This is a genomic window from Xanthobacter pollutisoli, assembly GCF_040044995.1.
Classification (GTDB): Bacteria; Pseudomonadota; Alphaproteobacteria; order Rhizobiales; family Xanthobacteraceae; genus Xanthobacter.
In genome coordinates, this window is the sequence record NZ_JBDZDP010000001.1 from 23743 (window position 1) to 46934 (window position 23192).

The 23192-nt window shown below is 69.3% G+C and carries 21 protein-coding genes; 8 read left to right on the top strand and 13 right to left on the bottom strand.

All coding sequences use genetic code 11. The features are described 5' to 3' along the window. Window positions 1-33: 33 nt before the first annotated feature. Window positions 34-666 (bottom strand): L,D-transpeptidase, encoded by a 633-nt coding sequence (locus tag ABLE93_RS00115; RefSeq protein ID WP_348836969.1) that lies wholly within the window; start codon window positions 664-666, stop codon window positions 34-36. Between the two features lie 432 nt (window positions 667-1098). Here ABLE93_RS00115 and thrS point away from each other — a divergent pair, with 432 nt between their 5' ends. Next, complete coding sequence (gene thrS / locus ABLE93_RS00120) at window positions 1099-3075, top strand: threonine--tRNA ligase (RefSeq protein WP_348836971.1); 1977 nt, start codon at window positions 1099-1101, stop codon at window positions 3073-3075. Window positions 3076-3124: 49 nt separating this feature from the next. On the opposite strand, the gene ABLE93_RS00125 is transcribed toward thrS, so the two are convergent. Both ABLE93_RS00125 and ABLE93_RS00130 read right to left on the bottom strand, forming a co-directional pair. After that, complete coding sequence (locus tag ABLE93_RS00125) at window positions 3125-3478, bottom strand: c-type cytochrome (protein WP_348836973.1); 354 nt, start codon at window positions 3476-3478, stop codon at window positions 3125-3127. A 35-nt stretch (window positions 3479-3513) separates the two neighbouring features. Further along, the gene (locus tag ABLE93_RS00130; protein WP_348836975.1) at window positions 3514-4605 is read right to left on the bottom strand and encodes an RgsD C-terminal domain-containing protein; all 1092 of its coding nucleotides are present in this window, start codon (window positions 4603-4605) and stop codon (window positions 3514-3516) included. A gap of 204 nt (window positions 4606-4809) precedes the next feature. Here ABLE93_RS00130 and ABLE93_RS00135 point away from each other — a divergent pair, with 204 nt between their 5' ends. Beyond that, on the top strand, window positions 4810-5400 hold the full coding sequence (locus ABLE93_RS00135) for a nitroreductase family protein (RefSeq protein WP_348836977.1): 591 nt from the start codon (window positions 4810-4812) through the stop codon (window positions 5398-5400). A gap of 4 nt (window positions 5401-5404) precedes the next feature. Here the strand turns inward: ABLE93_RS00135 and ABLE93_RS00140 are convergent, their stop codons facing one another. Beyond that, the gene (locus ABLE93_RS00140; protein WP_348836978.1) at window positions 5405-6388 is read right to left on the bottom strand and encodes a site-specific tyrosine recombinase XerD; all 984 of its coding nucleotides are present in this window, start codon (window positions 6386-6388) and stop codon (window positions 5405-5407) included. Beyond that, on the bottom strand, window positions 6385-6528 hold the full coding sequence (locus tag ABLE93_RS00145) for a hypothetical protein (RefSeq protein WP_348836981.1): 144 nt from the start codon (window positions 6526-6528) through the stop codon (window positions 6385-6387). Before ABLE93_RS00145 ends, ABLE93_RS00140 begins: the two co-directional genes overlap by 4 nt. A 294-nt stretch (window positions 6529-6822) precedes the next feature. On the opposite strand from ABLE93_RS00145, the gene aroB reads away from it, so the two are divergent. After that, window positions 6823-8538 (top strand): 3-dehydroquinate synthase, encoded by a 1716-nt coding sequence (gene aroB, locus ABLE93_RS00150; protein WP_348838426.1) that lies wholly within the window; start codon window positions 6823-6825, stop codon window positions 8536-8538. Window positions 8539-8666: 128 nt separating this feature from the next. On the opposite strand, the gene nth is transcribed toward aroB, so the two are convergent. Further along, on the bottom strand, window positions 8667-9368 hold the full coding sequence (nth, locus tag ABLE93_RS00155) for an endonuclease III (protein WP_510182950.1): 702 nt from the start codon (window positions 9366-9368) through the stop codon (window positions 8667-8669). A gap of 337 nt (window positions 9369-9705) precedes the next feature. Between nth and ABLE93_RS00160 the strand changes: the two genes are divergently transcribed. Next, window positions 9706-10245 (top strand): DUF2244 domain-containing protein, encoded by a 540-nt coding sequence (locus ABLE93_RS00160; protein ID WP_348836982.1) that lies wholly within the window; start codon window positions 9706-9708, stop codon window positions 10243-10245. 16 nt (window positions 10246-10261) lie between these two features. Here the strand turns inward: ABLE93_RS00160 and ABLE93_RS00165 are convergent, their stop codons facing one another. Together ABLE93_RS00165 and ABLE93_RS00170 are read right to left on the bottom strand one after the other, a co-directional pair. After that, window positions 10262-10948: a ChrR family anti-sigma-E factor gene (locus ABLE93_RS00165; RefSeq protein WP_348836985.1), complete on the bottom strand. Its 687-nt coding sequence runs from the start codon at window positions 10946-10948 to the stop codon at window positions 10262-10264. After that, window positions 10945-11523, bottom strand: coding sequence for a sigma-70 family RNA polymerase sigma factor (locus ABLE93_RS00170; protein ID WP_348836987.1), 579 nt, complete (start codon window positions 11521-11523; stop codon window positions 10945-10947). Before ABLE93_RS00170 ends, ABLE93_RS00165 begins: the two co-directional genes overlap by 4 nt. Before the next feature lie 482 nt (window positions 11524-12005). On the opposite strand from ABLE93_RS00170, the gene ABLE93_RS00175 reads away from it, so the two are divergent. Beyond that, window positions 12006-13256, top strand: a complete 1251-nt coding sequence (locus ABLE93_RS00175; protein ID WP_348836989.1) for an MFS transporter — start codon at window positions 12006-12008, stop codon at window positions 13254-13256. Here the strand turns inward: ABLE93_RS00175 and fae are convergent. Beyond that, window positions 13250-13789: a formaldehyde-activating enzyme gene (gene fae / locus ABLE93_RS00180; protein ID WP_348836992.1), complete on the bottom strand. Its 540-nt coding sequence runs from the start codon at window positions 13787-13789 to the stop codon at window positions 13250-13252. The genes ABLE93_RS00175 and fae overlap by 7 nt on opposite strands. A gap of 269 nt (window positions 13790-14058) precedes the next feature. Between fae and ABLE93_RS00185 the strand changes: the two genes are divergently transcribed. Next, window positions 14059-16371 (top strand): ATP-binding protein, encoded by a 2313-nt coding sequence (locus ABLE93_RS00185; protein ID WP_348836994.1) that lies wholly within the window; start codon window positions 14059-14061, stop codon window positions 16369-16371. Between the two features lie 179 nt (window positions 16372-16550). Then, window positions 16551-18125: a serine hydrolase gene (locus ABLE93_RS00190; RefSeq protein ID WP_348836996.1), complete on the top strand. Its 1575-nt coding sequence runs from the start codon at window positions 16551-16553 to the stop codon at window positions 18123-18125. Between the two features lie 153 nt (window positions 18126-18278). Here the strand turns inward: ABLE93_RS00190 and ABLE93_RS00195 are convergent, their stop codons facing one another. From ABLE93_RS00195 to ABLE93_RS00210, 4 genes are all read right to left on the bottom strand, one after another. Then, window positions 18279-19031 carry a FadR/GntR family transcriptional regulator gene (locus ABLE93_RS00195; RefSeq protein WP_348836998.1) on the bottom strand — a complete coding sequence of 251 codons (753 nt, stop codon included), beginning with the start codon at window positions 19029-19031 and terminating at the stop codon, window positions 18279-18281. A gap of 67 nt (window positions 19032-19098) precedes the next feature. Beyond that, window positions 19099-19839 (bottom strand): SDR family NAD(P)-dependent oxidoreductase, encoded by a 741-nt coding sequence (locus ABLE93_RS00200; protein ID WP_348837000.1) that lies wholly within the window; start codon window positions 19837-19839, stop codon window positions 19099-19101. Window positions 19840-19847: 8 nt separating this feature from the next. Beyond that, window positions 19848-20609, bottom strand: a complete 762-nt coding sequence (locus ABLE93_RS00205; protein WP_348837002.1) for an SDR family oxidoreductase — start codon at window positions 20607-20609, stop codon at window positions 19848-19850. Continuing rightward, entirely contained in the window at window positions 20606-21589 is a 984-nt protein-coding gene (locus ABLE93_RS00210) for an NAD(P)H-quinone oxidoreductase (protein WP_348838428.1), read from the bottom strand. Before ABLE93_RS00210 ends, ABLE93_RS00205 begins: the two co-directional genes overlap by 4 nt. 301 nt (window positions 21590-21890) lie before the next feature. Between ABLE93_RS00210 and ABLE93_RS00215 the strand changes: the two genes are divergently transcribed. Then, a complete protein-coding gene (locus ABLE93_RS00215) occupies window positions 21891-23120 on the top strand; it encodes an ABC transporter substrate-binding protein (RefSeq protein ID WP_348837003.1) in 1230 nt (409 codons plus the stop codon). Window positions 23121-23192 lie beyond the last annotated feature (72 nt).

Sequence of the window (23192 nt, forward strand, 5' to 3'; positions counted from 1 at the left end):
CCCAGTGAAGATGTGTCGTGAGAAGGGCCGCCCTCAGAGGGCGGCCTGCTGGCGGACGACCACCTTGGTGCCCACGGGCACGCGGCCGTACAGGTCGATGATGTCGGTGTTCACGAGCCGGAAGCAGCCCGAGGAGACAGCATAGCCGATGGTCTGCGGCTGGTTGGTGCCGTGGATGCGGTAGACGGTGCCGCCGATGTAGAGCGCGCGGGCGCCCATGGGATTGCCGGGGCCGCCGGCCATGAAGCGCGGCAGGTAGGGCTGGCGCTGGATCATCTCCGACGGCGGGGTCCAGTCGGGCCACTCGGCCTTGCGCTCGATGGTCTTCAGGCCCGACCACTGGAAGCCGTCGCGGCCGACGCCGATGCCGTAGCGGATGGCGCGATTGTCCGCCTGCACCAGATAGAGGAAGCGCTCGTTGGTGTGGATGACGATGGTGCCGGGCTTCTCGGTGGTGCGGAAATACACCGGCTGGCGGCGGAAGGCGGGGTCCATCTGGGCCACGTCGTCCTGCGGCGCCTCGAGGCCCGGCTGGTCGTCGATGTCCATCACCGCGCCGGGTGCGCCGCGGGGGCCGACCTGCGCGCTGGCGGCGGAAGCGAAGGCGAAGACGCCGACCTGAAGCAGGGCGGCGAAGGTCAAGGTCTTGATCGTCACAGGCATCATGCCGGCCTCTTCCTGACGCATCCCGGGCGGATCGGCCCGGGTGAAGCGGTGTCCTCGCCGGCGGCCGCGTCCTTGCGGCGCGCTTGGCGTCCCACCCCGCGTGACCCGCCCTGCTTTCCGCGGGTCCATCCCGGACCTACGGAACGACGCCAGCATGGCGAACACTCACGTCCCCGCTCCCGATTAGCCGAGGCCGCGCGCGAGGGGAAGGGGGACGCGGCTCGGGCGGGATGGCATTTTCTGGCTGAACCCTTGCCGAACGGTATCTTTTTGGGGCCTGCCGCGCATTAGCAGGCGATTTCCGCGGCGCCAGCCTCGGCCGACCGGGCAGCGAATGTGGACGCGGCCCCCCTGCCTCGCCTAAAAGGGCGCCTTCAAAAGCGAAGATGCCTACCTGCGTGGTCCGCAGGAGTGGGCAGGAGGAGTACACACATGATTGCCCTGACCTTCCCTGACGGCGCCAAGCGCGACTATGCCGAGGGGACGTCCGGCGCGGACATTGCCGCCGCCATCTCCAAATCCCTCGCCAAGAAGGCCGTTGCCGTCACCCTGGACGGCCAGCTCGCCGACCTCGCCGAGCCCATCACCCGCGACGCCCGCATCGAGATCGTCACCCGCGACGACCCGCGCGCTGTGGAGCTGATCCGCCACGACTGCTCGCACGTGATGGCCGAGGCGGTGCAGGAGCTGTGGCCCGGGACCCAGGTGACCATCGGCCCGGTGATCGAGAACGGCTTCTATTACGACTTCGCCCGCAACGCCCCCTTCACCTCCGAGGACCTCCCGGTCATCGAGGCGAAGATGCGCGAGATCATCGCCCGCGACCGCCCCTTCACCAAGGAGGTTTGGACCCGCGAGGAAGCCAAGCGCGTGTTCGCCGCCAAGGGCGAGAACTACAAGGTCGAGCTGGTGGACGCGATCCCCGCCGACCAGGACGTGAAGATCTACAAGCAGGGCGAGTGGTTCGACCTCTGCCGTGGCCCCCACATGCCGTCCACCGGCAAGATCGGCAACGCCTTCAAGCTGATGAAGGTGGCCGGCGCCTATTGGCGCGGCGATTCGAACAACCCCATGCTCACCCGCATCTACGGCACGGCATGGCAGGACGAGAAGGAGCTCGCCGCCTATCTCCACCGGCTGGAGGAGGCGGAGAAGCGCGATCATCGCCGCCTCGGCCGGGAGATGGACCTCTTCCACTTCCAGGAGGAAGGGCCCGGCACGGTCTTCTGGCACCCCAAGGGCTGGACCCTGTTCCAGGAGCTGGTGGCCTACATGCGCCGGCGGCTGAAGGCCGATTACAGCGAGGTGAACGCCCCGCAGGTGCTGGACCATTCCCTGTGGGAGACCTCGGGCCACTGGGGCTGGTACAAGGAGAACATGTTCAAGGTCCAGTCCGCCGGCGACGAGACCAAGGACGAGCGCGTGTTCGCTTTGAAGCCCATGAACTGCCCCGGCCATGTGCAGATCTTCAAGCATGGCCTGAAGAGCTACCGCGACCTGCCCATGCGCCTCGCCGAGTTCGGCGCGGTGCACCGCTACGAGCCCTCCGGCGCGCTGCACGGGCTGATGCGGGTGCGCGGCTTCACCCAGGACGACGCCCACATCTTCTGCACCGAGGAGCAGATGGCGGCGGAGTGCCTGAAGATCAACGACCTCATCCTCTCCACCTATGCCGACTTCGGCTTCGAGGAGATCGTGGTCAAGCTCTCCACCCGGCCGGACAAGCGCGTCGGCTCGGACGCCGTATGGGACCACGCCGAGGAGGTGATGACGGCCGTCCTCAAGCAGATCGAGGACGCCTCGGGCGGCAAGATTACCACCGGCATCCTGCCTGGCGAGGGCGCCTTCTACGGCCCCAAGTTCGAATACACGCTGAAGGACGCCATCGGCCGCGAATGGCAGTGCGGCACCACCCAGGTGGACTTCAACCTGCCGGAGCGGTTCGGCGCCTTCTATGTGGATGCGGACGGCCAGAAGAAGACGCCGGTGATGATCCACCGCGCCATCTGCGGCTCCATGGAGCGCTTCACCGGCATCCTCATTGAGCATTTCGCCGGACACTTCCCGCTGTGGCTGGCGCCGACGCAGGTGGTGGTCGCGACCATCACCTCGGAGGCCGACGATTATGCCGAAGAGGTGGTGGCGCAGCTTAAGGCGGCAGGCCTTCGGGCCGAGCTCGACGTGCGCAACGAGAAGATCAACCTGAAAGTCCGCGAGCACTCGCTGGCGAAGGTGCCGGTGCTTCTTGTGGCGGGCAAGAAGGAGGCGGCCGAGCGCACCCTCTCCATCCGCCGCCTCGGCTCCAACGCCCAGACCTCGGGGTCTCTGGACGAGGTGGTGGCAGCGCTGGTGGACGAGGCCGTGCCGCCGGACCTCAAGCGCAAGGCGCTCGTTGCCCAGGCGGCATAAGCGAAGAAGGGGATGGCGCCAGCGGGCCCCATCCCCTTTCCCTGCTGAGCTATTTCTTCAGCGTCGCAAGATAGGCCGCAAGATCGGCGGCCTGCGTGCGCGTCAGGGATACTTGCGGCATCTGCGGGTGCGGATTGAGCAAGCGGAACGCGAGCCAGGAGGCCGAGACATCGCCCGTGCGGTTGGCGATGGTGGCGAAGGTCGGGGCGTCGCTGGCGGCGCTCTGGGCGCCCTCACCCACCACGTGACAGGCGGCGCACCAGCGGGTCGCAAGGGCCTGGCCGGCCACGGCATCGGCGGCCGACGCGGCATCCGAGGCGGAGACCAGCGCGGCGAGTGCAAGACCGCCGAGAGCGCAGGCTGCCGCGCCCGCGCGGTGCGGTCTGGCGAGGGTGAAGAGCATGGCAACGACCTCCCGACAGGACGCAGGCGCCGGCGTTACTTCGCCAGCACCTCCACTTCCTGGTTCTTGCCGGCCTCGACCTTGATGTCGCGGCTGAAATTCTTGCCGTCCTTGCGGGCGATCGCGGTGTAATCGCCCTCGGACAGGATGAAGGTGGGGAACGCCCCGATGGATTCCTTGATGGTGTCGCCACCGGGGGTGATGACGGTCCACTGGGTATCGGCCTGTGCCTCGCCACCCGCCACTCTGACCAGCTTGAGGCTGATTTGAGCCGCGCGGTGATGAACCGTGGCGTCGGTGAGCTTGCCCGGCGAAACCATCACGTCCGCCCGCACCACCGCGTTGGCGTCTCCATAGGTGGAGACCACGTGGTAGGTGCCCTCCGGCAGCAGCACCACCTCGCCCGCGCCGGCGCCGCGATAGTAAGGCTGGCTGGAGGTGCGGCCCTGCAGGAACGAGCCCTCGAAGATGTCGAACGTCAGCTGCTGCGCGGGAATGGGCTTGTCGCTGACGTCGGCGGCCAGCCGCAGGGCTCCGGCGGCCAGATCGAACGACTGGCGGCGCGACACCGGCCCCATCTGCACCCGCTGCGCGGTGGTGGCAAAGCCATAGGACACGTGGATGATGTAGCCGCCGGGATTGAGGAAGAAGACCGGCGCCGCCTCTGAGCTCTCCGCCACCAGCGGGAAGGCGCCGGTGGCCTCCGGCACATCGGCGAAAACGCGCCAGACGAGGCCGCGTGGAATGGCCGATCCCTCCGCCCCGAAGCGCGCGTAGACGCCGAGGGCCGCCTTGCCGGGAGGGGCCGGAGGCAGCATGGCGTGGGGCTCGCGGCCGGACGGCGCGGGCGCGGGCGCGCCGCCCGGCGGCTGGAAGGCCGGACGCGCCGCGCCGGGCGGGGTGGCAAAGGGACCGAGGGCGGGCGGCGCCGTGGGAGGCCCGAGGAATTGCATGGACTGGGCCGCCGCAGGCCCGATCGAGAGCAACATCAGCGCCACCAGCGGCGCAAGCCCACGACGGGCGGCCCGAAGAGCCCCCGGCCATACCGCGCCGAACCGCGACCGCCGCTGCGGCACGAGCGGCCGCTGGGGAAAGGCGAGGCGGCGGACGAAGGCAAAGCGCATCATGCGTCTTGACGTGCACAAAATTCCGGGCGGATTCAAGTCGGCGCCGCTGCGGGACCCGGCGGGCGGGCCCGCCCGCCGGGTCGTCGTCGCACTTCGGCCGTGGCCTTTTCTCCGGCGCCGCTTGGCCTGTAAAGTCCGGCGCATCGAATTTGCCGCGCGACGACGCGTCCCGCGCGGACCTCTTTTTACGAGAGAGCCTTGCCCATGACCCATTCCAGCGAAGCCCCCGTTGCCAGCGAAACCCTCGCTCTTCTCTCCACCCGCCGCTCGTCGCGCGTGCTGGACCTTGTCGCCCCCGGCCCTTCCGCCGCCGAGCTCGACACGCTGCTCACCATCGCCGCACGCGTCCCGGACCATGGCAAGCTCGCGCCCTGGCGCTTCATCGTGTTCGAGGGCGAAGGGCGGGTGCGTGCGGGCGAGAAGCTGGCGGCCGTGATGGCCAAGATCGATCCCGGCGCATCGGAGAAGCGGATCGAGGACGAGCGCACGCGCTTCCTGCGGGCGCCGCTGGTGGTGGCTGTCGTCTCGCGCGCCGCGCCGCACGTGAAGATCCCGGAATACGAGCAGTTGCTGTCGGCGGCCGCCTGCTGCCAGAACATCCTGGTTGCCGCCGCCGCGCTCGGCTACGGCGCCACATGGCTGACCGAGTGGATGACCTGTGACGCGGCGGCTCGGGCGGCGCTCGGCCTCGCCGATTTCGAGCGCTTCGCCGGTCTCATCTACATCGGTACCGCCACCCAGAAGCTGGAGGATCGCCCCCGCCCCGTGCTTGCCGATGTGGTGACGCGCTTCTGAGGCCTCACTCGTCGCCGAGAGGGTGCAGGTCGCGCACCATGCTCTTCAGCCGCTCGTCGAGAATGTGGGTGTAGATCTGCGTGGTGGAGACATCGGCGTGGCCGAGCAGCGTCTGCACCACCCGCAGGTCGGCACCATGGGCCAAAAGGTGGCTGGCGAAGGCGTGGCGAAGCACGTGGGGCGAGAGCCGGGCCGGATCGAGCCCCGCCGCGCGGGCGAGATCTTTCAGGTCCCGCGCCGCCTGCTGGCGGGTGACGTGCCCGCTCTCGCCGAACGAGGGGAAAAGCCAGCGCGAGGCTTCGAGCCCCGCCGCCCGCCGCGCATCAAGATAGGCGGCCATGGCCGCCCGCGCCGGATCGGACAAGGGGACGAGCCGCTCCTTGCGGCCCTTGCCGGTGACCATGATGGCATCGCCCCGCGTGCGCGCCGCAGCCGCGGGCAGCGTCACCAGCTCGGAGATGCGCAGGCCGCTGGCATAGAGCAGCTCGACCATGCAGGCGCAGCGGCGCCGGCGGAGCGCTTCGGCCCGTGCGGCCTTGCCCGGCGCACCCACGCCTTCGGGAGGGTCCTGCCCTCCCGCGGGGTCGACCTCTGCGGCGCGGCGGTGGGCGGCCTCGATCAGCGTGGTCACTTCCTCTACGGAAAGCACCTTGGGCAGGGGCCGGCCGCGCTTGGGGCCTTCCAGCACGGCGGCTGGATCGTCGGCGCGATGCCCCTCGGCATAAAGAAAACGGTAGAACTGGCGCACCGCCGAGAGACGGCGAGCCACGGTGGTCGCCTTGTAGCCCCGCGCAGTGAGATCGGCGAGCCAGCCGCGGATGGCCGCCGTATCGGCCTCCGCCACCGGGCGGGCGCCGAGATAGGCCGAGAAGTCACTCAGGTCGCGGCGGTACGCGTCGAGGGTGTTGGGCCCGGCGCCGCGTTCCACGGCCTGCATGTCGAGGAAGAGGGCGAGCGGGCCGGCGGCCGGCTGTCCCTTGCCGGTCATTTGCCGATCTTGTCGGGCGCGACAGTGAAGCTGAGCTCGCGCTCCTGCGGCTCCACTTTGTTAGCAAGCGCCCACATGGCGGCGTAGCCAAGGCCGCCGAGCACGGCCAGCACCGCCAAGAGGCGGAACAGCGTGGGCATCCCCGCCCTCCCTCGATCGACCAGCGAATCGCCCGCGGGCGATCCCTCCGCCGGAGAGGTGCCACGGTCGTGCGTCTTGTTCAACCGCATTGCCGGCTCGCGTGGCGGATGCTAGAGCCGCAACTATCCGGGCCCGGCCTCAGGCGGCGACGCGTGCGGGCCTTCGGACCCCGGCCGCAAGAGCCGAAGCGAGGCAACGACCGCAGCGAGGACCCGCGGGTGCAGACGCAGAAGTTCCCCCAGCCCCGCCCCGACGAGACCCGTCCGGTCCCGCCGCCGGTGCCGGCCGACCTGATGCGGCGGCTCGGCCGCCGGTCGATTGTGCTGGTGGGAATGCCCGGCGCCGGCAAGTCCTCCGTCGGCCGCCGCCTCGCCAAGCGCCTGGGCCTCGCCTTCGTCGATGCCGACGAGGAGATCGAGCGCGCGGCCTGCATGAGCATCCCGGAGATCTTCGCTCGCCGCGGCGAAGCGGAGTTCCGCGAGGGCGAAAAGCGCGTCGTCGCCCGCCTGCTCCAGTCCGGCCCGTGTGTCCTCGCCACCGGCGGCGGCGCCTTCATGAATGCCGAGACCCGCGCTGCCGTGGCCGAGTACGGCGTGTCGGTCTGGCTGCGCGCCGACCTCAACACCCTTCTGCGGCGGGTGAAGAAGCGCACCGACCGGCCCCTGCTGGCCCAGGGCGACCCGGCGCAGAAGCTCGCCGCCTTGCTGAGCCAGCGTGCTGACACCTATGCCCTGGCCGACGTCATCGTCGACAGCCGGGACGTGGTCCATGAACTGGTGGTCGAGGAGGTGATCGGCGCCGTCCACGGCCACATCGTGAAATATCCCGAAGGCAGCCGCCCCATGGTTCCCCCCAATTCCGCCACCGCCATCTCGGCCGAGGCCGCCGATTTGCCCATGGGCGACATCCTGCGCACCACGGTGCGCGTCGACGTGGCCGGCCGACCCTATGACATCTATATCGGCCCCGGCCTCCTCGCCGAGGCGGGCACCCATGTGACTGCGCTGCGCAAGGGCGCGCGCGTCGCCATCGTCACCGACCGCAACGTGGCCGAACGGCACCTGAAGACGGTGGCGGACTCCCTCTCCGCCGCCGGCATCGGCCATACCGCCATCGTGGTGGAGCCGGGCGAGAAGTCCAAGGGCTGGGCCGGGTTGGAGCAGGTAGTCGAAGGGCTGATCGCGGCCCGCATTGAGCGGCGCGATCTGGTGCTGGCGCTCGGCGGCGGCGTCGTGGGCGACCTCGCGGGCTTCGCCGCCTCTGTGCTGCGCCGCGGCGTGGACGTGGTGCAGGCGCCGACCACCCTCCTGTCCCAGGTGGATTCCTCCGTCGGCGGCAAGACTGGCATCAACTCGCCTCAGGGCAAGAATCTCATCGGTGCCTTCCACCAGCCGGTGCTGGTGCTGGCCGACACCGCCGCGCTCGACACCCTGCCCGCCCGCGAGGTGAAGGCGGGCTATGCCGAAGTGGTAAAATACGGCCTACTGGGCGACCGCGCCTTGTTCGAGACTCTGGAGCAGGCGTGGCCGGGCGTCATCGGCGGCGGGGCGGAGCGGATCTCCGCCGTTGCCGCAAGCTGCATGGCCAAGGCCGCCATCGTCGCCCGCGACGAGAAGGAGACCGGCGACCGTGCCCTGCTCAATCTCGGCCACACCTTCGGCCACGCGCTGGAGGCCAGCGCCGGCTACTCGGACCGGCTGCTGCATGGCGAAGGCGTCGCCATCGGCATGGCTCTGGCGTTCGCCTTCTCGGCCCGCCTCGGATTGTGCTCCGGCCAGGACGTGACCCGCGTGGTCCGCCATCTGGAGGCCGTGGGCCTGCCCACGAAGATCTCCGACGTGCCCGGCGACTTGCCGGACACGGACGGCCTCATGGCCCTCATCGCCCAGGACAAGAAGGTGAGCCGCGGCGCGCTGACGTTCATTTTGGTGCGCGGTATCGGTGAAGCCTTCGTGGCCAAGGACGTGGACCCGGCCGAGGTGCGGGCCTTCCTCGCCGAGATGCGCTGAGCGGGCCCCCCGCGTGCGGGGGCTGGCGCGTTCGACCGCGAGGCAACGGCCAACGGCGCGAAGCCCTTCACCTTGGCCCCTCCCCCGGGAGAGGGAGCCAATGCCCGGCTGCGGCGCGCGTCAGCCCTTCAGAACCTCTTTTCCGGCCACCGGCACAGGTCGGCGATGATGCAGCGGCTGCATTCGGGGCGCTGGGCCTTGCAGATGTAGCGCCCGTGCAGGATCAGCCAGTGGTGGGCGTGGAGCTTGAAGCGGTCTGGGATCCGCGCCTCAAGCCCCTCCTCCACTGCCAGCGGCGTGGCCCCCGGCGCGAGGCCGGTGCGGTTGGCGACGCGAAACAGATGGGTGTCCACCGCAATGGTGGGGACGCCGAAGGCGATGTTGAGCACCACGTTGGCGGTCTTGCGCCCGACGCCCGGCAGCGCCTCCAGTGCCGCGCGATCCTGGGGCACCACGCCGGAATGGCGCTCCAGCAGAAGGCGCGACAGCTCCACCACGTTCTTCGCCTTGCCGCGATAGAGGCCGAGGGTGCGGATGTGGCGGGCCACCTCATCCTCGCCCAGCGCCAGCATGGCGGCGGGGGTGGAGGCGGCGGCGAACAGGCCGGTGGTGGCCTTGTTGACGCCGGTGTCGGTGGCCTGGGCCGACAGGACCACCGCCACCAGCAAGGTGAAGGCGTCGGAATGGTTCAGCTCGCCCTTGGGCTCGGGGTCCTGCGCCTCGAAACGCGAGAAGGCGTCGAACACCTCCTCATCCGACCAGACGGACACCGTGCGCCCATGAGCCGCTGCGGCCGCATTGGCCACCGCCTTGTTGCGGCGAGGCGGCACCGGCGGCACGTCCGCGGCGCGCCCGCGCCCCGCGCCCGCGGCGGTCTTGCCTTTGGCCGGCTTGCTTTTGGCGGGATTTTCTTTGGACGCGGGCCCAGACGCCCTGGGCCTTCCGGCTTTCGCCGCGGCCTTGCCTTTTGCGGCCGCGTGGCCGGTGGCGGGGCTGCCGGCTGTCGGTGAGTGCTTGGCCGGGCGCGCCACGGACTTGGGTTGCCCGGACTTGGATTGCCCGGACTTGGATTGCCCGGACTTGGATCTCCCGGATTGGGGCGCTGCGTCGTCGGCGGGGTTCGAGGGAGGGGTCTTGCGCGGCATAATTCGGGTATACTGTTCAGCGATGTCCCAAGCCAGCGACCGTGACACCGCACCCGAGGGGGACGCCGGCCTCGCCGATGAGCCCGTCGTCTACGCCGTCACGCTCGCGCCCCACCGCTCCCTGTCCCAGCGCGGCTTCCTCATGGTGATGGCGGGCGTCGGGGCGGTGAGCCTCGTCTGCGGCGGGGTGTTTCTCGCCATGGGCGCCTGGCCGATCTTCGGCTTCTTCGGCCTGGACGTGCTGCTGGTCTATATCGCCTTCCGGGCCAGCTTCCGCTCGGCGCGGGCGCGCGAGCACATTCTGGTCACGCCGAGCCTCGTGGAGGTGCGGCGCGAGCCGGCGCGGGGGCGCAAATCCACCACCCGCCTCAACCCCTTCTGGACACGGCTCTGGCGCGAGGACGACGACGAGCACGGCACGCTGGACGTGGCCCTCGTCAGCGGCCGGCGCACGGTGCCGGTGGGCCGCTTCCTCGGTCCCGACCAGAAGGCCGCGCTGGCGAGCGACCTGGCCGAGGCCCTGGCTACGGTCAAGAAAGGCGTCACCCGCAGCACCTTCTAGCTCAGGGGGTGCGGGCTCACAGGAAAGGGCGCGTCACCACTCCGAGCAGACCGCGGAAGCGGATGCGCCCGTCGAAGGCAACAAGACAGATGCAGTCTTCGGTGCCTTCCACCCGGGGCGTGTGGTCCACATCCCCGTCCGCCTCCACGAGATCGCCCGGCCCATAGTGGCCAAAATCGTCGCCGTAGCGGCCGCAGATGATCTGGGTGAATTCCGTCCCGGAATGGGTATGGCTGGGAATGGCCCGACCTGGCCCGATGCGCAGAAGAAGCACCTGGGCGTCCGGGTCCTCGTCCAACCGAACCATGCCCACCCGCACGCCCGGCGCGATGGCGATCATCGGGCCCATGCGTCGCGAGCCGAGAGGCGCAGGCAACGCAACGCCGGGCGGCAGCACCAGGCCGTCAGGCAGGCCGCGGGGGCGCACGACGGCGGGTCCCGCCTCGCCCCGCGGCGGCAGCGCCGGCGTATCTAGGCGCGACAGGGCCCGCGACAGGGCGTCGGGAGCAGTGGCGGCGGGGGTCTCCGCCTCCAGCAGCGCGCCGCCCACCGCCTCGAAGCCAGCGACGGCGCTCCGGCACGCAGGGCAGCCCGATAAATGAACCTGGACCACCAGACGGGGACCTGAGGGGAGCGTGCCCGCCGCATAGCGCAGCAATGTCTCGTCGCCGGGATGGGACCCGGGGGACAGACCCGCGCTCACTTCAGATCTTCCAGCAGCGCCCGCAGGCGGCTCAAGGCAAGGCGAACCCGCGACTTGGCGGTGCCGAGGGGAATGCCGAGCTCCTGCGCGATCTGCGCATGGGGCTTCTCCTGGAAGAAGGACAGGCGGACGATGGTGGCCTGCTCCTCGGACAGCTTGGCGAGGGCGGCGCGGACCCGCGTCTCCCGCTCGGCCATCATGAGGACGGTCTCGCCCGACATCTCGTCCACGTCCTCCTCACGCCCATTGGATGGTGTGGTATCACCATAGCGCTCGCGCCGCTTGAGGTCGATAGACAGGTTGCGGGCGATGGTGAAGATCCAGGTCGAGGCGGCGGCCCGGGTAGGATCGAAATAGGACGCCTTGCGCCACACGGTGAGCAGCGTCTCCTGGGCCAATTCCTCAGCGGCATTGGTCGCAATGCCGCTGCGCACCAGGAAGGATTTCACCCGCGGGGCGAAATGGCGGAACAGGAGCGCAAACGCCTCCCGGTCCGAGCGCTGGGCGATGGCGACAATGAGCGCGCTGAGATCCCTCCCCGTCTCGGATCCCGCTGCGGGCGACGGCGCGCTCATGGCCGGCGCTCCGCCCGCCAAGGCGCCTCCTGCCGATAAGCGATCGGCAGATTTTCGGCCAACCCGCGACCGACGATGGACCGCCAGTGGAACGGCCGATGCTGGATCACTGGAATCGCCCGCGACGAGATCGACCCGCACGGCGACTGCCGTCCGGAGCGGGGATCCAACTGATGGCGGGAAAGGTCTGGGCTCGGCGGCATGCATGCACTCGATACGAAGCACGGGCGCGACCGGATGATGCGAGCCGCGATTGCGCGCACCCAGTGAACTTAGCGGAAGGGGGCGAGCGTCTCCATAAACGACGGCGTGACCGGAACAAATTTTAAGACCGAACGCTTCGCCAATGCCGCCCCTAAGCGCAAACGTGGCCGAAGAGGCGGTCGACGGGATGGATTTCACCGCGGGGGTTCGGAGGGGACATGCTGCGACACGCATCGGAGCCGACGGTTGACGACGGGCCAAGCGGACGCTCCGCACGAATGCCGTCGCGCCGTGCCGAGCTTGGCCTTGACGCCCTCAACCTCTTCCTCGCCGACGTGCGCGACGGCCTTGGTCCCTATCTCGCCATCTATCTCATCGCCGCGCGCGGCCCGGACCAGGGCTGGAACGAGGCAACGGTGGGGCTTGTGATGACCATGGCCGGCCTCGCCGGGCTACTCGCGCAGACGCCGGCGGGGGCGTTCATCGACGCGAGCCGGAACAAGCCGCGCATCGTCATCGCGGCCGCGCTCGCCGTCACCTTGTCCTGCCTCGCCCTGCCCTTCACCTCCAATTTCTATGTGGTGGCCGCCACCCAGTCTCTCGCGGCGGTGGCGGGGGCAATCTTCCCGCCGGCGTTGGCGGCCATCACCCTCGGCATCGTCGGCCCCGCGGCCTTCACCAAACGCATCGGACGCAACGAGGCCTTCAACCATCTTGGCAACGCCGCAGCCGCCGCGATCGCGGCCGGGACCGCCATCCTGTTCGGCCCCATCGTCGTGTTCTGGCTCATGGCGATCCTCGCGCTCCTCAGCATCGGCGCCATGCTGGCGGTACCGAAGGAGGAAATCGACGACACGCGGGCCCGCGGCCTTGCGGACGACGGTGCGGACGACGGGGGCAAAGGCGAAAGCAGCGCCCCGTCCAGCCTCGGCCTCCTGCTCTCCAACCGGACACTTCTGCTGTTCGCCGTGCTGTGCTTCCTCTTCCACCTCTCCAACGCCGCAATGCTCCCTTCCACGGGCCAGCTTCTCACCCGGGTCGTCGGGAGCGAGCAGGCGACGTCCCTGATCGCCCGGTGCATCGTCGCGGCGCAGTGCGTGATGGTACCGGTGGCGCTGGCGGTCGGCGCGAAGGCCGACGCCTGGGGCCACAAACCCATCTTTCTCGTTGCCTTCGGCGTGCTGGCCTTGCGCGGCGCGCTCTATCCGGTCTCGGACGATCCGTACTGGCTGTTCGCGGTGCAGACCCTGGACGGCGTCGGGGCCGGCATCTACGGCGCGCTCTTTCCCGTGGTGGTGGCCGACCTCACGTACGGCACCGGCCACTTCAACATCAGCCAGGGCGCGATCGCGACCGCCCAGGGGCTCGGGGCGGCGCTGTCTGCATCGTTGACCGGTGGGATGATCGTGTGGGCCGGCTATCCGGCCGCCTTCCTCTCGCTCTCCGCCATCGCGGCGGCGGGCTTCCTCATCTACGCTCTGGCCATGCCGGAGACGGGCCGGAGCACGGCCAGAGGCCCCGCTCAGTAATCGATGACGCCGTCCAGCGCGTAGTGCTTGACCGTCTTGCGGTTGGCGATCAGCTCGTCGATGGACGGCTCGCCCTTGAGCGCGCGGGCGATGGCGAGCTTCGTCGCCTCGTAATTGGTGCGGTAGAGATCGGCCTTGTCGAGGTTGGGATCTTCCGGGCAGCGCGGATCGAGCCACACCATGATGATCATGGCCAGTTCGTCCACCTGGTCCTTCGGGATGATGCCCTCGCTGACGCAATCGACGATGGCGTCGCCCATGGCCGCCTGAACCACGCCGCCGAGCAGTTCCACATATTCGGCGGTGTGGATGGTGGCCTTCGTGGTCATCATGGTCACCGGCCGGACCATCTGGTTGAGGTCGCGCACCACGAACATACGGGTGTGACCCTGCACCTGGCCCATCATGGAGGCGAAGGCCTGCCCCACCGGCCCGCGCACCGAGCCGATGAGCACCTCCGGCATGGCGTCCGTCACCTGCCCGTCCGCCGCCAGTACCGTCGCCTCGCCTGCCTTGAACCAGATGTCGGTCATATCTTCCTCCCGGATGCGGCGAAGAAAGCACCCGCTCCGGCGAACGTAAACGGCGACCTCGCGTCGCGTTTGCCGGAATCGCAAGGAAACCGAGGCTTGGCCGCAGTTTTTTGGCCTCTTGACTCATGCGGAGTCTAGACAACAGCCCCCCGATTCGATTCCAATGAACTCGATTCGGAGAGATGCGGCACGTCCCTCCAGATCTTGGACGTGGGGGCTCAAGAGCAGTAGGCCGCTCGAGGCTCCCGGACACCCGGAGGAGACCGGCGATGGCACGCGCCAACGCTGCGAGCGTCGGCGCGCGCGACCAAGCCATTCGAGGTCTGGCACGGTCGATCGCGCGCCCAGCTTACCAGCGGCTGCTGGACGCCGAGCCGGTTCTGCGCCGGATCGTCCCCGCTCTCATCATCACCTTTCTCGCGGTGATCGGCGTCGGTGCCGTGGTGCAGATCCATGCCCACCGCCTGGCCGAGCTGAACAACGCCAAGGACGACCTGTCGCTCCTCGCCCTCGCCACCGCGGACGGGCTCACCCTGCGCGCCGGCAACGCGCCGGCCCGGGTCGCGGCGGCTCTGAACGAAAGCCTGCCACCCCGCGCCACCGAGGACGGCCGCAAGGTCTATGTCACCGACGCCCAGGGCCGCATCATCGCCGCATCGCCCCCGGGCGAGGCGCCGACGAGCCTCGCCGACCTGCTCGACCCGTCCCAGCCCCTGGTCATCTTCGCCGAGCGCGCCGGCGTGCTGGAGGTGCCCTTCGGCGAGGGCACCGCCCTCGCCACCGTGCGCAACCTGCCGGCGCCGCTCGGCCAGATCGTCTATCTCCAGCCCACCGAGAGCGCCCTCGCCGGCTGGTCGGATTCCACCACGCTCACGGTCACGCTGTTCACCACCACCGGCACGGTGCTTCTCATCCTCGGCTTCTCCTTCCACTGGCAGGCGAGCCGGGCGCGCGAAGCGGACGTGATCTACGACACCGTCCGCCGCCGCATCGACACGGCGCTGAACCGCGGCCGCTGCGGCATGTGGGACTGGGACATGGCCCGCGGGCGCATGTACTGGTCCGACACCATGTTCGAGATCCTCGGGCTGGAACGGAAGGACGAGCTGATCTCCTTCGGTGAGATCGCCCGCCTGGTGCATCCCGAGGACGGCGACCTCTACGAGCTGGCGCAGGAGCTGGCGGAGCGGCCGGGCACCGCGGTGGACCGCGTGTTCCGCATGCGCACTGCCAAGGGCGACTTCGTGTGGCTGCGCATGCGCGCCGAGGTGGTGCAACAGGCGGGCGAGGACGGCCCTCACCTCATCGGCATCGCCATGGATGTCACCGAGGCCCAGCGCATGGCCGAGCGCACGGTGACCGCCGACATGCGGCTGCGCGACGCCATCGAGAGCATCTCGGAAGCCTTCGTGCTGTGGGACAGCCAGAACCGCCTGGTGCTCTGCAATTCCAAGTTCCAGTCGCTGCACGAGCTGCCCGACGAAGCGATCGTCGCCGGCACCCCGTTCGAGACCATCGCCTCTGTCGGGCGCCACCCGGTCACCCGCACCCCGCTAAAGCCCGAGGACAAGCCGGAGGAAGGCTCGCGCGCCTTCGAGGCGCAGCTCTCCAACGGCCGTTGGCTCAAGATCGCCGAGCGCCGTACCAAGGATGGCGGCTACGTCTCGGTGGGTACCGACATCACCACCATGAAGCGCCATGAGGAGCGCCTCATGGACAATGAGAAGCGCCTGATGGCCCTCGTCGCCGACCTGCGAAAGAGCCAGCAGACACTGGAGCACCAGGCCCAGCAGCTCGCCGAGCTGGCGGAGAAATACTCGGAAGAGCGCAACAAGGCCGAGGACGCCAACCGCGCCAAGAGCGAGTTCCTCGCCAACATGTCCCACGAGCTGCGCACGCCGCTCAACGCCATCATCGGCTTCTCGGAGATCATGGAGAGCGGCATGTTCGGCCCGCTCGGCTCCGAGAAATATTCCGAGTACTGCACCGACATCAAAGGCTCCGGCACCTACCTCCTGGACGTCATCAACGACATCCTCGACATGTCGAAGATCGAGGCGGGCCGCATGCAGCTGGAGGTGGAGGAGGTGGCCCTCGACGAGATCATCGCCGACGCCATGCGCGTCACCGCGGTGAACGGCGACGAGAAGAACATCGCCATGACCATGGAAGCGGCCGGCACCCTCGCCATCAAGGGCGACCGCCGGGCGCTGAAGCAGATCCTTCTCAACCTCCTCTCTAACGCCGTGAAGTTCACGCCCGAGGGCGGCAGCATCGCGGTGAAGGCCCGGGTGAACGGCGCCGCCGCGGTGATCGCCATCGAGGATTCCGGCATCGGCATCGCCAAGGGCGCCCTCGCCCGCCTCGGCCGGCCGTTCGAGCAGGTGGAAAGCCAGTTCACCAAGACCCACAAGGGCTCGGGACTCGGCCTCGCCATCGCCAAATCGCTGGTTGAGCTGCACGGCGGCGCCATGCGCATCCGCTCCACCGAGGGCGTCGGCACCAGCGTCATCGTCCGCCTGCCGGTGAACGGACGGGCAGCGAACTCCAACGAGACGCCGCGCCTCGCCGCCGTGATGTGAGATCCGGCGCAAGCGTTGCCGATGGCGGGACAAAGCCCCTCGGTCAACGCCCCACCTCCCGGCTGCTTCGTCTGGCTCAAGCAGCAAACACCCGTGCCACCCTTGCCGCCCACGGCGCTCTGCCGCTAAGCCTGATGGCTGCGGCGCTCGGAATGACGTCCGCGACCGGAGGACGCCCCATGATGATCCCGCGACGCCCGACCTCGCGCTCCACCCTCGCGGTCGTCGCCGGGCTCCTCCTCACCACCCCCGCCCTCGCCCACGATCCAATTGACGCCTCGCAGCCGCCGCCGCAGACGGCCGGCGTGTCCATCCCAGCCGGCCAGATCGCGTGGGCGGCGGAGCGCATAGACGGCCTCGCCAAGGAGATGATGGAGCGCTCCGGCGTTCCTGGCCTTGCCATTGCCGTGGTGCACGAGGGCAAGCCGCTGGTGGTCAAGGGCTACGGCCTGCGCAAAGTGGGCGAGAGCGCGGTCATCGACGCCGACACGGTGTTCCAGCTCGCCTCCCTTTCCAAGGCCGTGGGGGCGGGCGTGGTAGCGCACGAGGTGGCCAAGGGCACGGTGGCCTGGACCACGCCGGTGCAGAAGCTGCTGCCCTGGTTCGCGCTGAACGATCCGTGGGTGTCCGCCCACGTCACCCTCGCCGATCTCTACAGCCACCACTCCGGCCTGCCGGACCACGCCGGCGACGAACTGGAGGACGTCGGCTTCGACCGCCGGCAGGTGCTGGAGCGGCTGAGGCTCCTGCCCCTCGCGGCGTTCCGCGCCAGCTACGCGTACACCAATTTCGGCCTCACCGCCGCCGCCGAGGCTGTCGCCACGGCCGCCGGCAAGGACTGGGCGACGCTCAGCGAGGAGGCCCTCTACAAACCCCTCGGCATGGCGGCGACATCGTCGCGCTTCGCGGATTTCATGGCCCGCCCCAACCGTGCCTTTCCCCATGTGAAAGAGGATGGCCGCTTCGTCTCCAAGTACCAGCGCGATCCCGACGCGCAGTCGCCGGCGGGCGGCGTCTCGTCGTCGGCGCGGGACATGGCGAAATGGCTCGCCTTCGTGCTGGGCGGCGGCACCGTCGAGGGGCGCGAGCTGGTGCCGCTCAAGGCCCTGCTGCCGGCCATGCGCGGCGAGGTGATCTCCTCCCCCGCCTATGCGCTCGATGCCCGGCCCGGCACTTATGGCTATGGCTTCAGCGCCGGGGTTTCACCCACCGGCCGGGTGACGCTGGACCATTCCGGCGCCTTCATCCTCGGCGCCGGCACGAACTTCGTGCTGCTGCCGTCCGAGAAGCTCGGCATCGTCGTGCTCTCCAACGCCCAGCCCACGGGCGCGCCGGAGGCGGTGGCCATGAGCTTCATGGACCTCGTGCAGTTCGGCGCTGTCACCCGCGACTGGTACGCCGCCTACGGCCGGCTGATGGCGCCCCTCTACACGCCGCTCGGTGCACTGGTGGGCCAGACCCGGCCCGCGAGCCCGGCGGCAGCCAAGCCCCTCGACAGCTACGCGGGCACTTACGCCAACACCTATTTCGGCGACGCGACGGTGGGGGTGGATGCGGGAGCCCTGGTGCTCAGCGTCGGCCCCAAGCCGCGACGTTTCACCCTCGCGCCGTGGAGCGGCGACACCTTCACCTTCCGACCCGAGGGCGAAGAAACCGCCCCCGTCGGCACCATCTCGCAGGTGATTTTCGCCGATGGGAAGATGACGGTGGAGTTCTTCAACGAGAACGGGCTCGGCACCTTCGCGCGCAAGTGAGACCGCTTTCTTCGGCTGCCCTCGGGTAGTCGCGCGCTCTGCCCCCGGGCGCATGCCCATCTCCCGGGGCAAAACACCGGCGCACCCGATTCGGTCCTGCCCCGTTCCCGCTGCTTTCCCACCCTGCCCTGCAATCGTCCCGTTCCGGGACACTCACGGCTTGAGATAGAGCGCGAGGCGGGTCGCGGCGTTGCGCAGGTGGTCTTCGGCGGCGGCACGGGCGGCTTCCGCATCCTTGGCGACGATGGCGGCGAAGATGGCTTCGTGCTCGTGCTGCACCGCCTGGGCGAGGCCGCCGAGGCGCGCCGTGTTGGCGCGGGCGATGCGGATGAAGTGGCGCACTCGGTGATCGAGGAACTGGGAGAGGTCGCGAAAATAGGGATTGCCCGTCGCCTCCACGATGGCGCGGTGGAAGCCCATGTCCTCGTCCACGCCCGGATCGCCGCGGTCCACCGCCGCCTGCATGGCCTCCAGCTGCACACGGATGCGGGCGATGTCCTCGGCGCTGCGGCGCACCGCAGCATGGGCGGTGGCATTGGCTTCCACCGCCATCAGCAGCTCGACGATGGCGCTCATTTCCCCCCGGTCGCTGAGATCGGCGATGTCGAGGCGGAAGGCGGCGGCGGCGCCCGGGTCGGCGACGAAGGCTCCGGCGCCCTGGCGGCTGGTGACGAGGCCATCGTGCTTCAGTCGCCCCACTGCCTCGCGCACGATGGGCCGGCTCACGCCATAGGTCTCCGCCATGCGCTGCTCGGTGGGCAGCTTCTCCCCGGGCTTGAGCCGGCCAGAGGCGATCTCCTCCCGCAGCCGATAGGCCAGCGTATCGGCGAGGGAAGGCGCGCGGCCGAGCACGTCGCGGGCGGTGTCGCGCGGCAGTCCGCGGAGCGGATCGCGAGGTTCGGCCATCCGTTGTTCCCTACCTTTCCCGGCAACGCCGCGGATATCGCCGCCGCGACTCACCGCGCACTCGAACCTAACTCGCAATATAGAGGCCACCGTTCACATGCACGGTCTCGCCGGTGACGAAGCCGGCCCAGCCGGAGGCAAGGAAGGCCACCACGCGCGCCACCTCCTCCGCCGTGCCCAGCCGCTTCAAGGGGGTCGCCGCGAGGAGGGCGGCCCCGCCGGCCGCCATCAGGGGTCGCACCATGGGCGTATCGATGAGGCCGGGGGAGACGGCGTTCACCCGCACCTTCGGCGCCAGCTCCATGGCGAGGGTGCGCGAGAACGTGAGCACCGCCCCCTTGGCCGCCGCATAGTCCGCATGGCCGACGCTGCCCCGGTGCCCCGCCATGGAGGCGACGTTCACGATGGACGCCCCCTCCGCGAAATACGGGATGGCGGCGCGGCAGGTGTGGAACACCCCGTCGAGATTCACCGCGATGCCGGTGCGCCAGTAATCGTCGGTCATCTCCGCCACCCGCCGCTCGCGATAGAGGCCGGCTGACGTGACGAGCACGTCGAGCGTGCCGAATCGCTCGGCCAGCGCCTTGAGCGCCGCATCGGCCTCCTCCGGCTTTGCCGCATCCTGCCGCAGCGGGAGGACGCGGGCGCCGGTCGGGTCCAGCTCCGCCGCGAAGGCGGAGACGCCCTCGAGGTCGAGATCGGTGAGCACGCAATTGGCGCCGAGGTCGAAGAACACCCGCGCGATGGCGCGGGAGATGCCGCCGTTGGCGCCGGTCATGAGCAGGGTCTTGCCGGTGAAGTCGATCATGACGCGCCTCAGGTCAAAAGCCAGCCGCCGGCCACGTCCACCACCTGCCCGGTGACGAATGCGCTGGCGTCGGACGTGAGGAACACGCAGGTCGCCGCCACCTCTTCCGGCTGGCCGAGGCGGCGCAGCGGGGTGGAGAGGCGCACCGCCTCGTTGGCGGCGGAGGCGGTGCCGCGCATCATGGGCGTGTCGATGCGGCCGGGGGCGATGGCGTTCACCGTGATGCCATAGGGGCCGAGCTCGCCGGCGAGATGCTTGGTGAAGCCGATGAGCGCGGCCTTGGAGGCGGCATAATGGACGCCCACGATGTCGCAATAGGTGCGCCCCGCCACCGAGGCGATGTTGACGATGCGTCCGCGCCCTTGCGCCTTCATGCCGGGCGACAGCGCCCGCACGCAATTGAAGGCGCCGGTGAGGTTCACGTCGATCACCCGCCGCCATTCCTCCGGCGGCATCTCCCAGGCCTCCGCGCGGCGGCCATCCGCCCCGCTCTTGGGCGAGATGCCGGCATTGTTGACGAGGATGTCCACCGGACCCAGCGCAGCCGCGGCGGCCTGCGCCGCCGTCTCCACGGCGGCATAGTCCGAGACGTCGGCGGCGAGGCCGACGGCGGCGACGCCGCGCGCGACGGCGGCCGCGGCGGCTTCGCGCGCGAGGGCCGCGTCGTGGTCCACATAGGCGACGGCCGCGCCCGCTTCGGCCAAGGCATCCGCCTGGGCGCGGCCGATGCCGCGGCCGGCACCGGTGACAAAGGCGACGCGCGCGCTCACCGGCCGGTCTCCAGCATGATCTTGCCGAGATGGGCGCTCGATTCCATCAGCGCATGGGCGTCCCGCGCCTGCTCCAGCGGGAAGGTGGCATGGATGAAGGGCTTCACCTTGCCCGCATCCAGCAGCGGCCACACATCGCGCATGAGCGCGTCGGCAATGGCCTTCTTCAGCGGCACAGGGCGGGCGCGCAGCGTCGAGCCGGTGAAGGTCAGGCGCTTCAGCATCACCGGCATGAGATCGATGGTGACTTCGCTCGGCTGGAGGAAGGCGATCTGCACGAGGCGCCCCTCCACCGCGAGGGCCTGGAGGTTGCGGGCCACATAGGGGCCGCCCACCATGTCGAGGATTTCCTCGACGCCCTTGCCGTCGGTCAGCGCCTTCACCTCGGCGACGAAATCCGCCTCGCGATAGTTGATGGCCGCGTCCGCCCCCAGCGACAGGCAGAAGTCGCACTTCTCCTTGGAGCCCGCCGTGGCGATGACCCGCGCGCCGGCATGGTGGGCGAGTTGGATGGCGGTGGAGCCGATGCCGCTCGATCCGCCATGGATGAGGATGGTCTCCCCCGCCTTCAGCCCGCCGCGGGTGAAGACGTTGTCGTAGACGGTGTAATAATTCTCCGGCAATCCCGCCGCTTCCAGCAGGGAGAGCAGCTTGGGAATCGGCAGGCAGAGCGGCGCCTCGGCGATGCAATATTCCGCATAGCCGCCGGAGATCACCAGCGCGCAAATCTCGTCGCCGATCTTCGGCGCGGTGACGCCCTCGCCGAGCGCAACCACCCGGCCGGCAATCTCCAGGCCGGGCACATCCGTTGCTCCGGGAGGCGGGGGATAATTGCCGGCCCGCTGGAGGCAGTCGGGACGATTCACACCCGCCGCCACCACTTCCACCAGCACCTGACCGGGGCCGGGACGCGGAACATCCGCGGTTTCGACCGTCACCACCTCGGGACCGCCCGCGCCCGCAAAGCGGATCTGTCGCATCGTCTTGGAAATCTCTGCCACCGGCTTCCTCCCTTGCGCCTTCTGCGAGGCTTTCCGGCACCTGTCGGCGACGTCCCTTAAGGGCGCGCCCGACGCCGGCGGCGCCCTCATCACGGCGCGTTCTGGTCGGCGAGGAAAATACATATCTCGTACTTGTCAGGCAACTTGGTTATCTGCATTATCCGCGGCGCCAGATGGGCCGGCCGCCAAAGCCGGACCGCAGCCGAAGGGCACGAAAACCGTGCCCGAGCAACGGTTTGAATCGCCCGGCCCGAACCGGGGTCGGCGGAGGGAGGAAACCATGAAGATGTTTGCGCGCGCGGCGCTCGCCGCCGCTATGCTTGCCGCTGTGCCGCTGGCCATGACCCAGCCTGCAGCGGCGCAGGGCACGTTGAAGTTCGGCGCCCTCTATCCCTTCTCCGGCACCCTTGCGCTGCTCGGCGACGAGAGCTTCCGCGGCTTCGAGCTGGCGGTGGAGGAGCGCAACGCGGCCGGCGGCATCAACGGCCAGAAGATCGAGTTCATCAAGGGCGACGCGGTCGATCCCAACCAGGCCGTCGGCGAGGCCCGGCGCCTAACCTCGGTGGACAAGGTCTCGGCCATCTTCGGCACCTATTCCTCGTCGTTGTCGCTGGCGGCGACGCAGGTGACCGAGCTCGCGAACATCCCCTATTTCGAGCTCGGCGCCATTTCCGATCCCATCACCGAACGCGGCTTCAAATACGTCTTCCGCACCAACGCCACGGCGCGCGACTTCGCCAACCGCATGGTGGATTCCATCATCGAGGCCATCGCCCCGGCGCTAAACGCCAAGCCCGGCGACCTCAAGATCGGCATCATCCACGAGGACAGCCTCTACGGGCAGACCGTCTCCGGCTATCAGAAGACCCGCGCCAAGGAGAAGGGCCTCAACGTGGTGGAGGTGCTGCCCTATTCCGCCAAATCGGTTGACCTCACCCCGGTCATCCTGCGCCTCAAGTCCGCCGGCGCCGACGTGGTGCTGCAGACCTCCTACCAGAACGACACCGTGCTGTTCTTCCGCCAGATGAAGGACCAGGGCTACAAGCCCAAGGCGGTGATGGGTGCCGGCGGCGGCTATTCCACCCGCGACACCATGCAGGCGGTGGGCGCGGACAACATGGAAGGCGCCCTCGACGTGGACTTCACCCAGTACGCCACCAACCCCAAGGCGGCGCCGGGCATCGACGCGTTCGCGGCGAAGTACAAGGCCAAGTACGGCATCGACCCGCGCTCCGGCCATTCGCTTGCCAACTACATGGGCGCCAAGGTGTTCTTCGACGCCATCGCCAGCGCCAAGGGCACCGACGCCGACAAGGTACGCGCCGCCGTGCTCGCCGTGGACATCCCCGTCGGCCAGACCGCCACGGGGTGGGGCGCCAAGTTCTCCGAGCAGGGCCAGAACACCCGCGCCGTGCCCTTCCTGATGCAGTGGCAGGGCGGCAACCTTGTCACCGTGTTCCCCGAGAACGCGGCGGTGGCCAAGATGAAGGTCGGCGTCGGCACCAACTGAGCGGTTGCCTGAGGCGGCGCACCTCCCGCGCCGCCGCATCCCGCCCGGTCTGGCTCCGGGCGGGGACCCCAG

Excerpts from the sequence above, each read along its gene's own strand:
- ABLE93_RS00115 (WP_348836969.1), bottom strand. The coding sequence starts at position 666 with ATGATGCCTGTGACGATCAAGACCTTGACCTTCGCCGCCCTGCTTCAG.
- thrS (WP_348836971.1), top strand. The coding sequence starts at position 1,099 with ATGATTGCCCTGACCTTCCCTGACGGCGCCAAGCGCGACTATGCCGAG.
- ABLE93_RS00125 (WP_348836973.1), bottom strand. The coding sequence starts at position 3,478 with ATGCTCTTCACCCTCGCCAGACCGCACCGCGCGGGCGCGGCAGCCTGC.
- ABLE93_RS00130 (WP_348836975.1), bottom strand. The coding sequence starts at position 4,605 with ATGATGCGCTTTGCCTTCGTCCGCCGCCTCGCCTTTCCCCAGCGGCCG.
- ABLE93_RS00135 (WP_348836977.1), top strand. The coding sequence starts at position 4,810 with ATGACCCATTCCAGCGAAGCCCCCGTTGCCAGCGAAACCCTCGCTCTT.
- ABLE93_RS00140 (WP_348836978.1), bottom strand. The coding sequence starts at position 6,388 with ATGACCGGCAAGGGACAGCCGGCCGCCGGCCCGCTCGCCCTCTTCCTC.
- ABLE93_RS00145 (WP_348836981.1), bottom strand. The coding sequence starts at position 6,528 with ATGCCCACGCTGTTCCGCCTCTTGGCGGTGCTGGCCGTGCTCGGCGGC.
- aroB (WP_348838426.1), top strand. The coding sequence starts at position 6,823 with ATGCGGCGGCTCGGCCGCCGGTCGATTGTGCTGGTGGGAATGCCCGGC.
- ABLE93_RS00160 (WP_348836982.1), top strand. The coding sequence starts at position 9,706 with ATGTCCCAAGCCAGCGACCGTGACACCGCACCCGAGGGGGACGCCGGC.
- ABLE93_RS00170 (WP_348836987.1), bottom strand. The coding sequence starts at position 11,523 with ATGAGCGCGCCGTCGCCCGCAGCGGGATCCGAGACGGGGAGGGATCTC.
- ABLE93_RS00175 (WP_348836989.1), top strand. The coding sequence starts at position 12,006 with ATGCCGTCGCGCCGTGCCGAGCTTGGCCTTGACGCCCTCAACCTCTTC.
- fae (WP_348836992.1), bottom strand. The coding sequence starts at position 13,789 with ATGACCGACATCTGGTTCAAGGCAGGCGAGGCGACGGTACTGGCGGCG.
- ABLE93_RS00185 (WP_348836994.1), top strand. The coding sequence starts at position 14,059 with ATGGCACGCGCCAACGCTGCGAGCGTCGGCGCGCGCGACCAAGCCATT.
- ABLE93_RS00190 (WP_348836996.1), top strand. The coding sequence starts at position 16,551 with ATGATGATCCCGCGACGCCCGACCTCGCGCTCCACCCTCGCGGTCGTC.
- ABLE93_RS00195 (WP_348836998.1), bottom strand. The coding sequence starts at position 19,031 with ATGGCCGAACCTCGCGATCCGCTCCGCGGACTGCCGCGCGACACCGCC.
- ABLE93_RS00200 (WP_348837000.1), bottom strand. The coding sequence starts at position 19,839 with ATGATCGACTTCACCGGCAAGACCCTGCTCATGACCGGCGCCAACGGC.
- ABLE93_RS00210 (WP_348838428.1), bottom strand. The coding sequence starts at position 21,589 with ATGCGACAGATCCGCTTTGCGGGCGCGGGCGGTCCCGAGGTGGTGACG.
- ABLE93_RS00215 (WP_348837003.1), top strand. The coding sequence starts at position 21,891 with ATGAAGATGTTTGCGCGCGCGGCGCTCGCCGCCGCTATGCTTGCCGCT.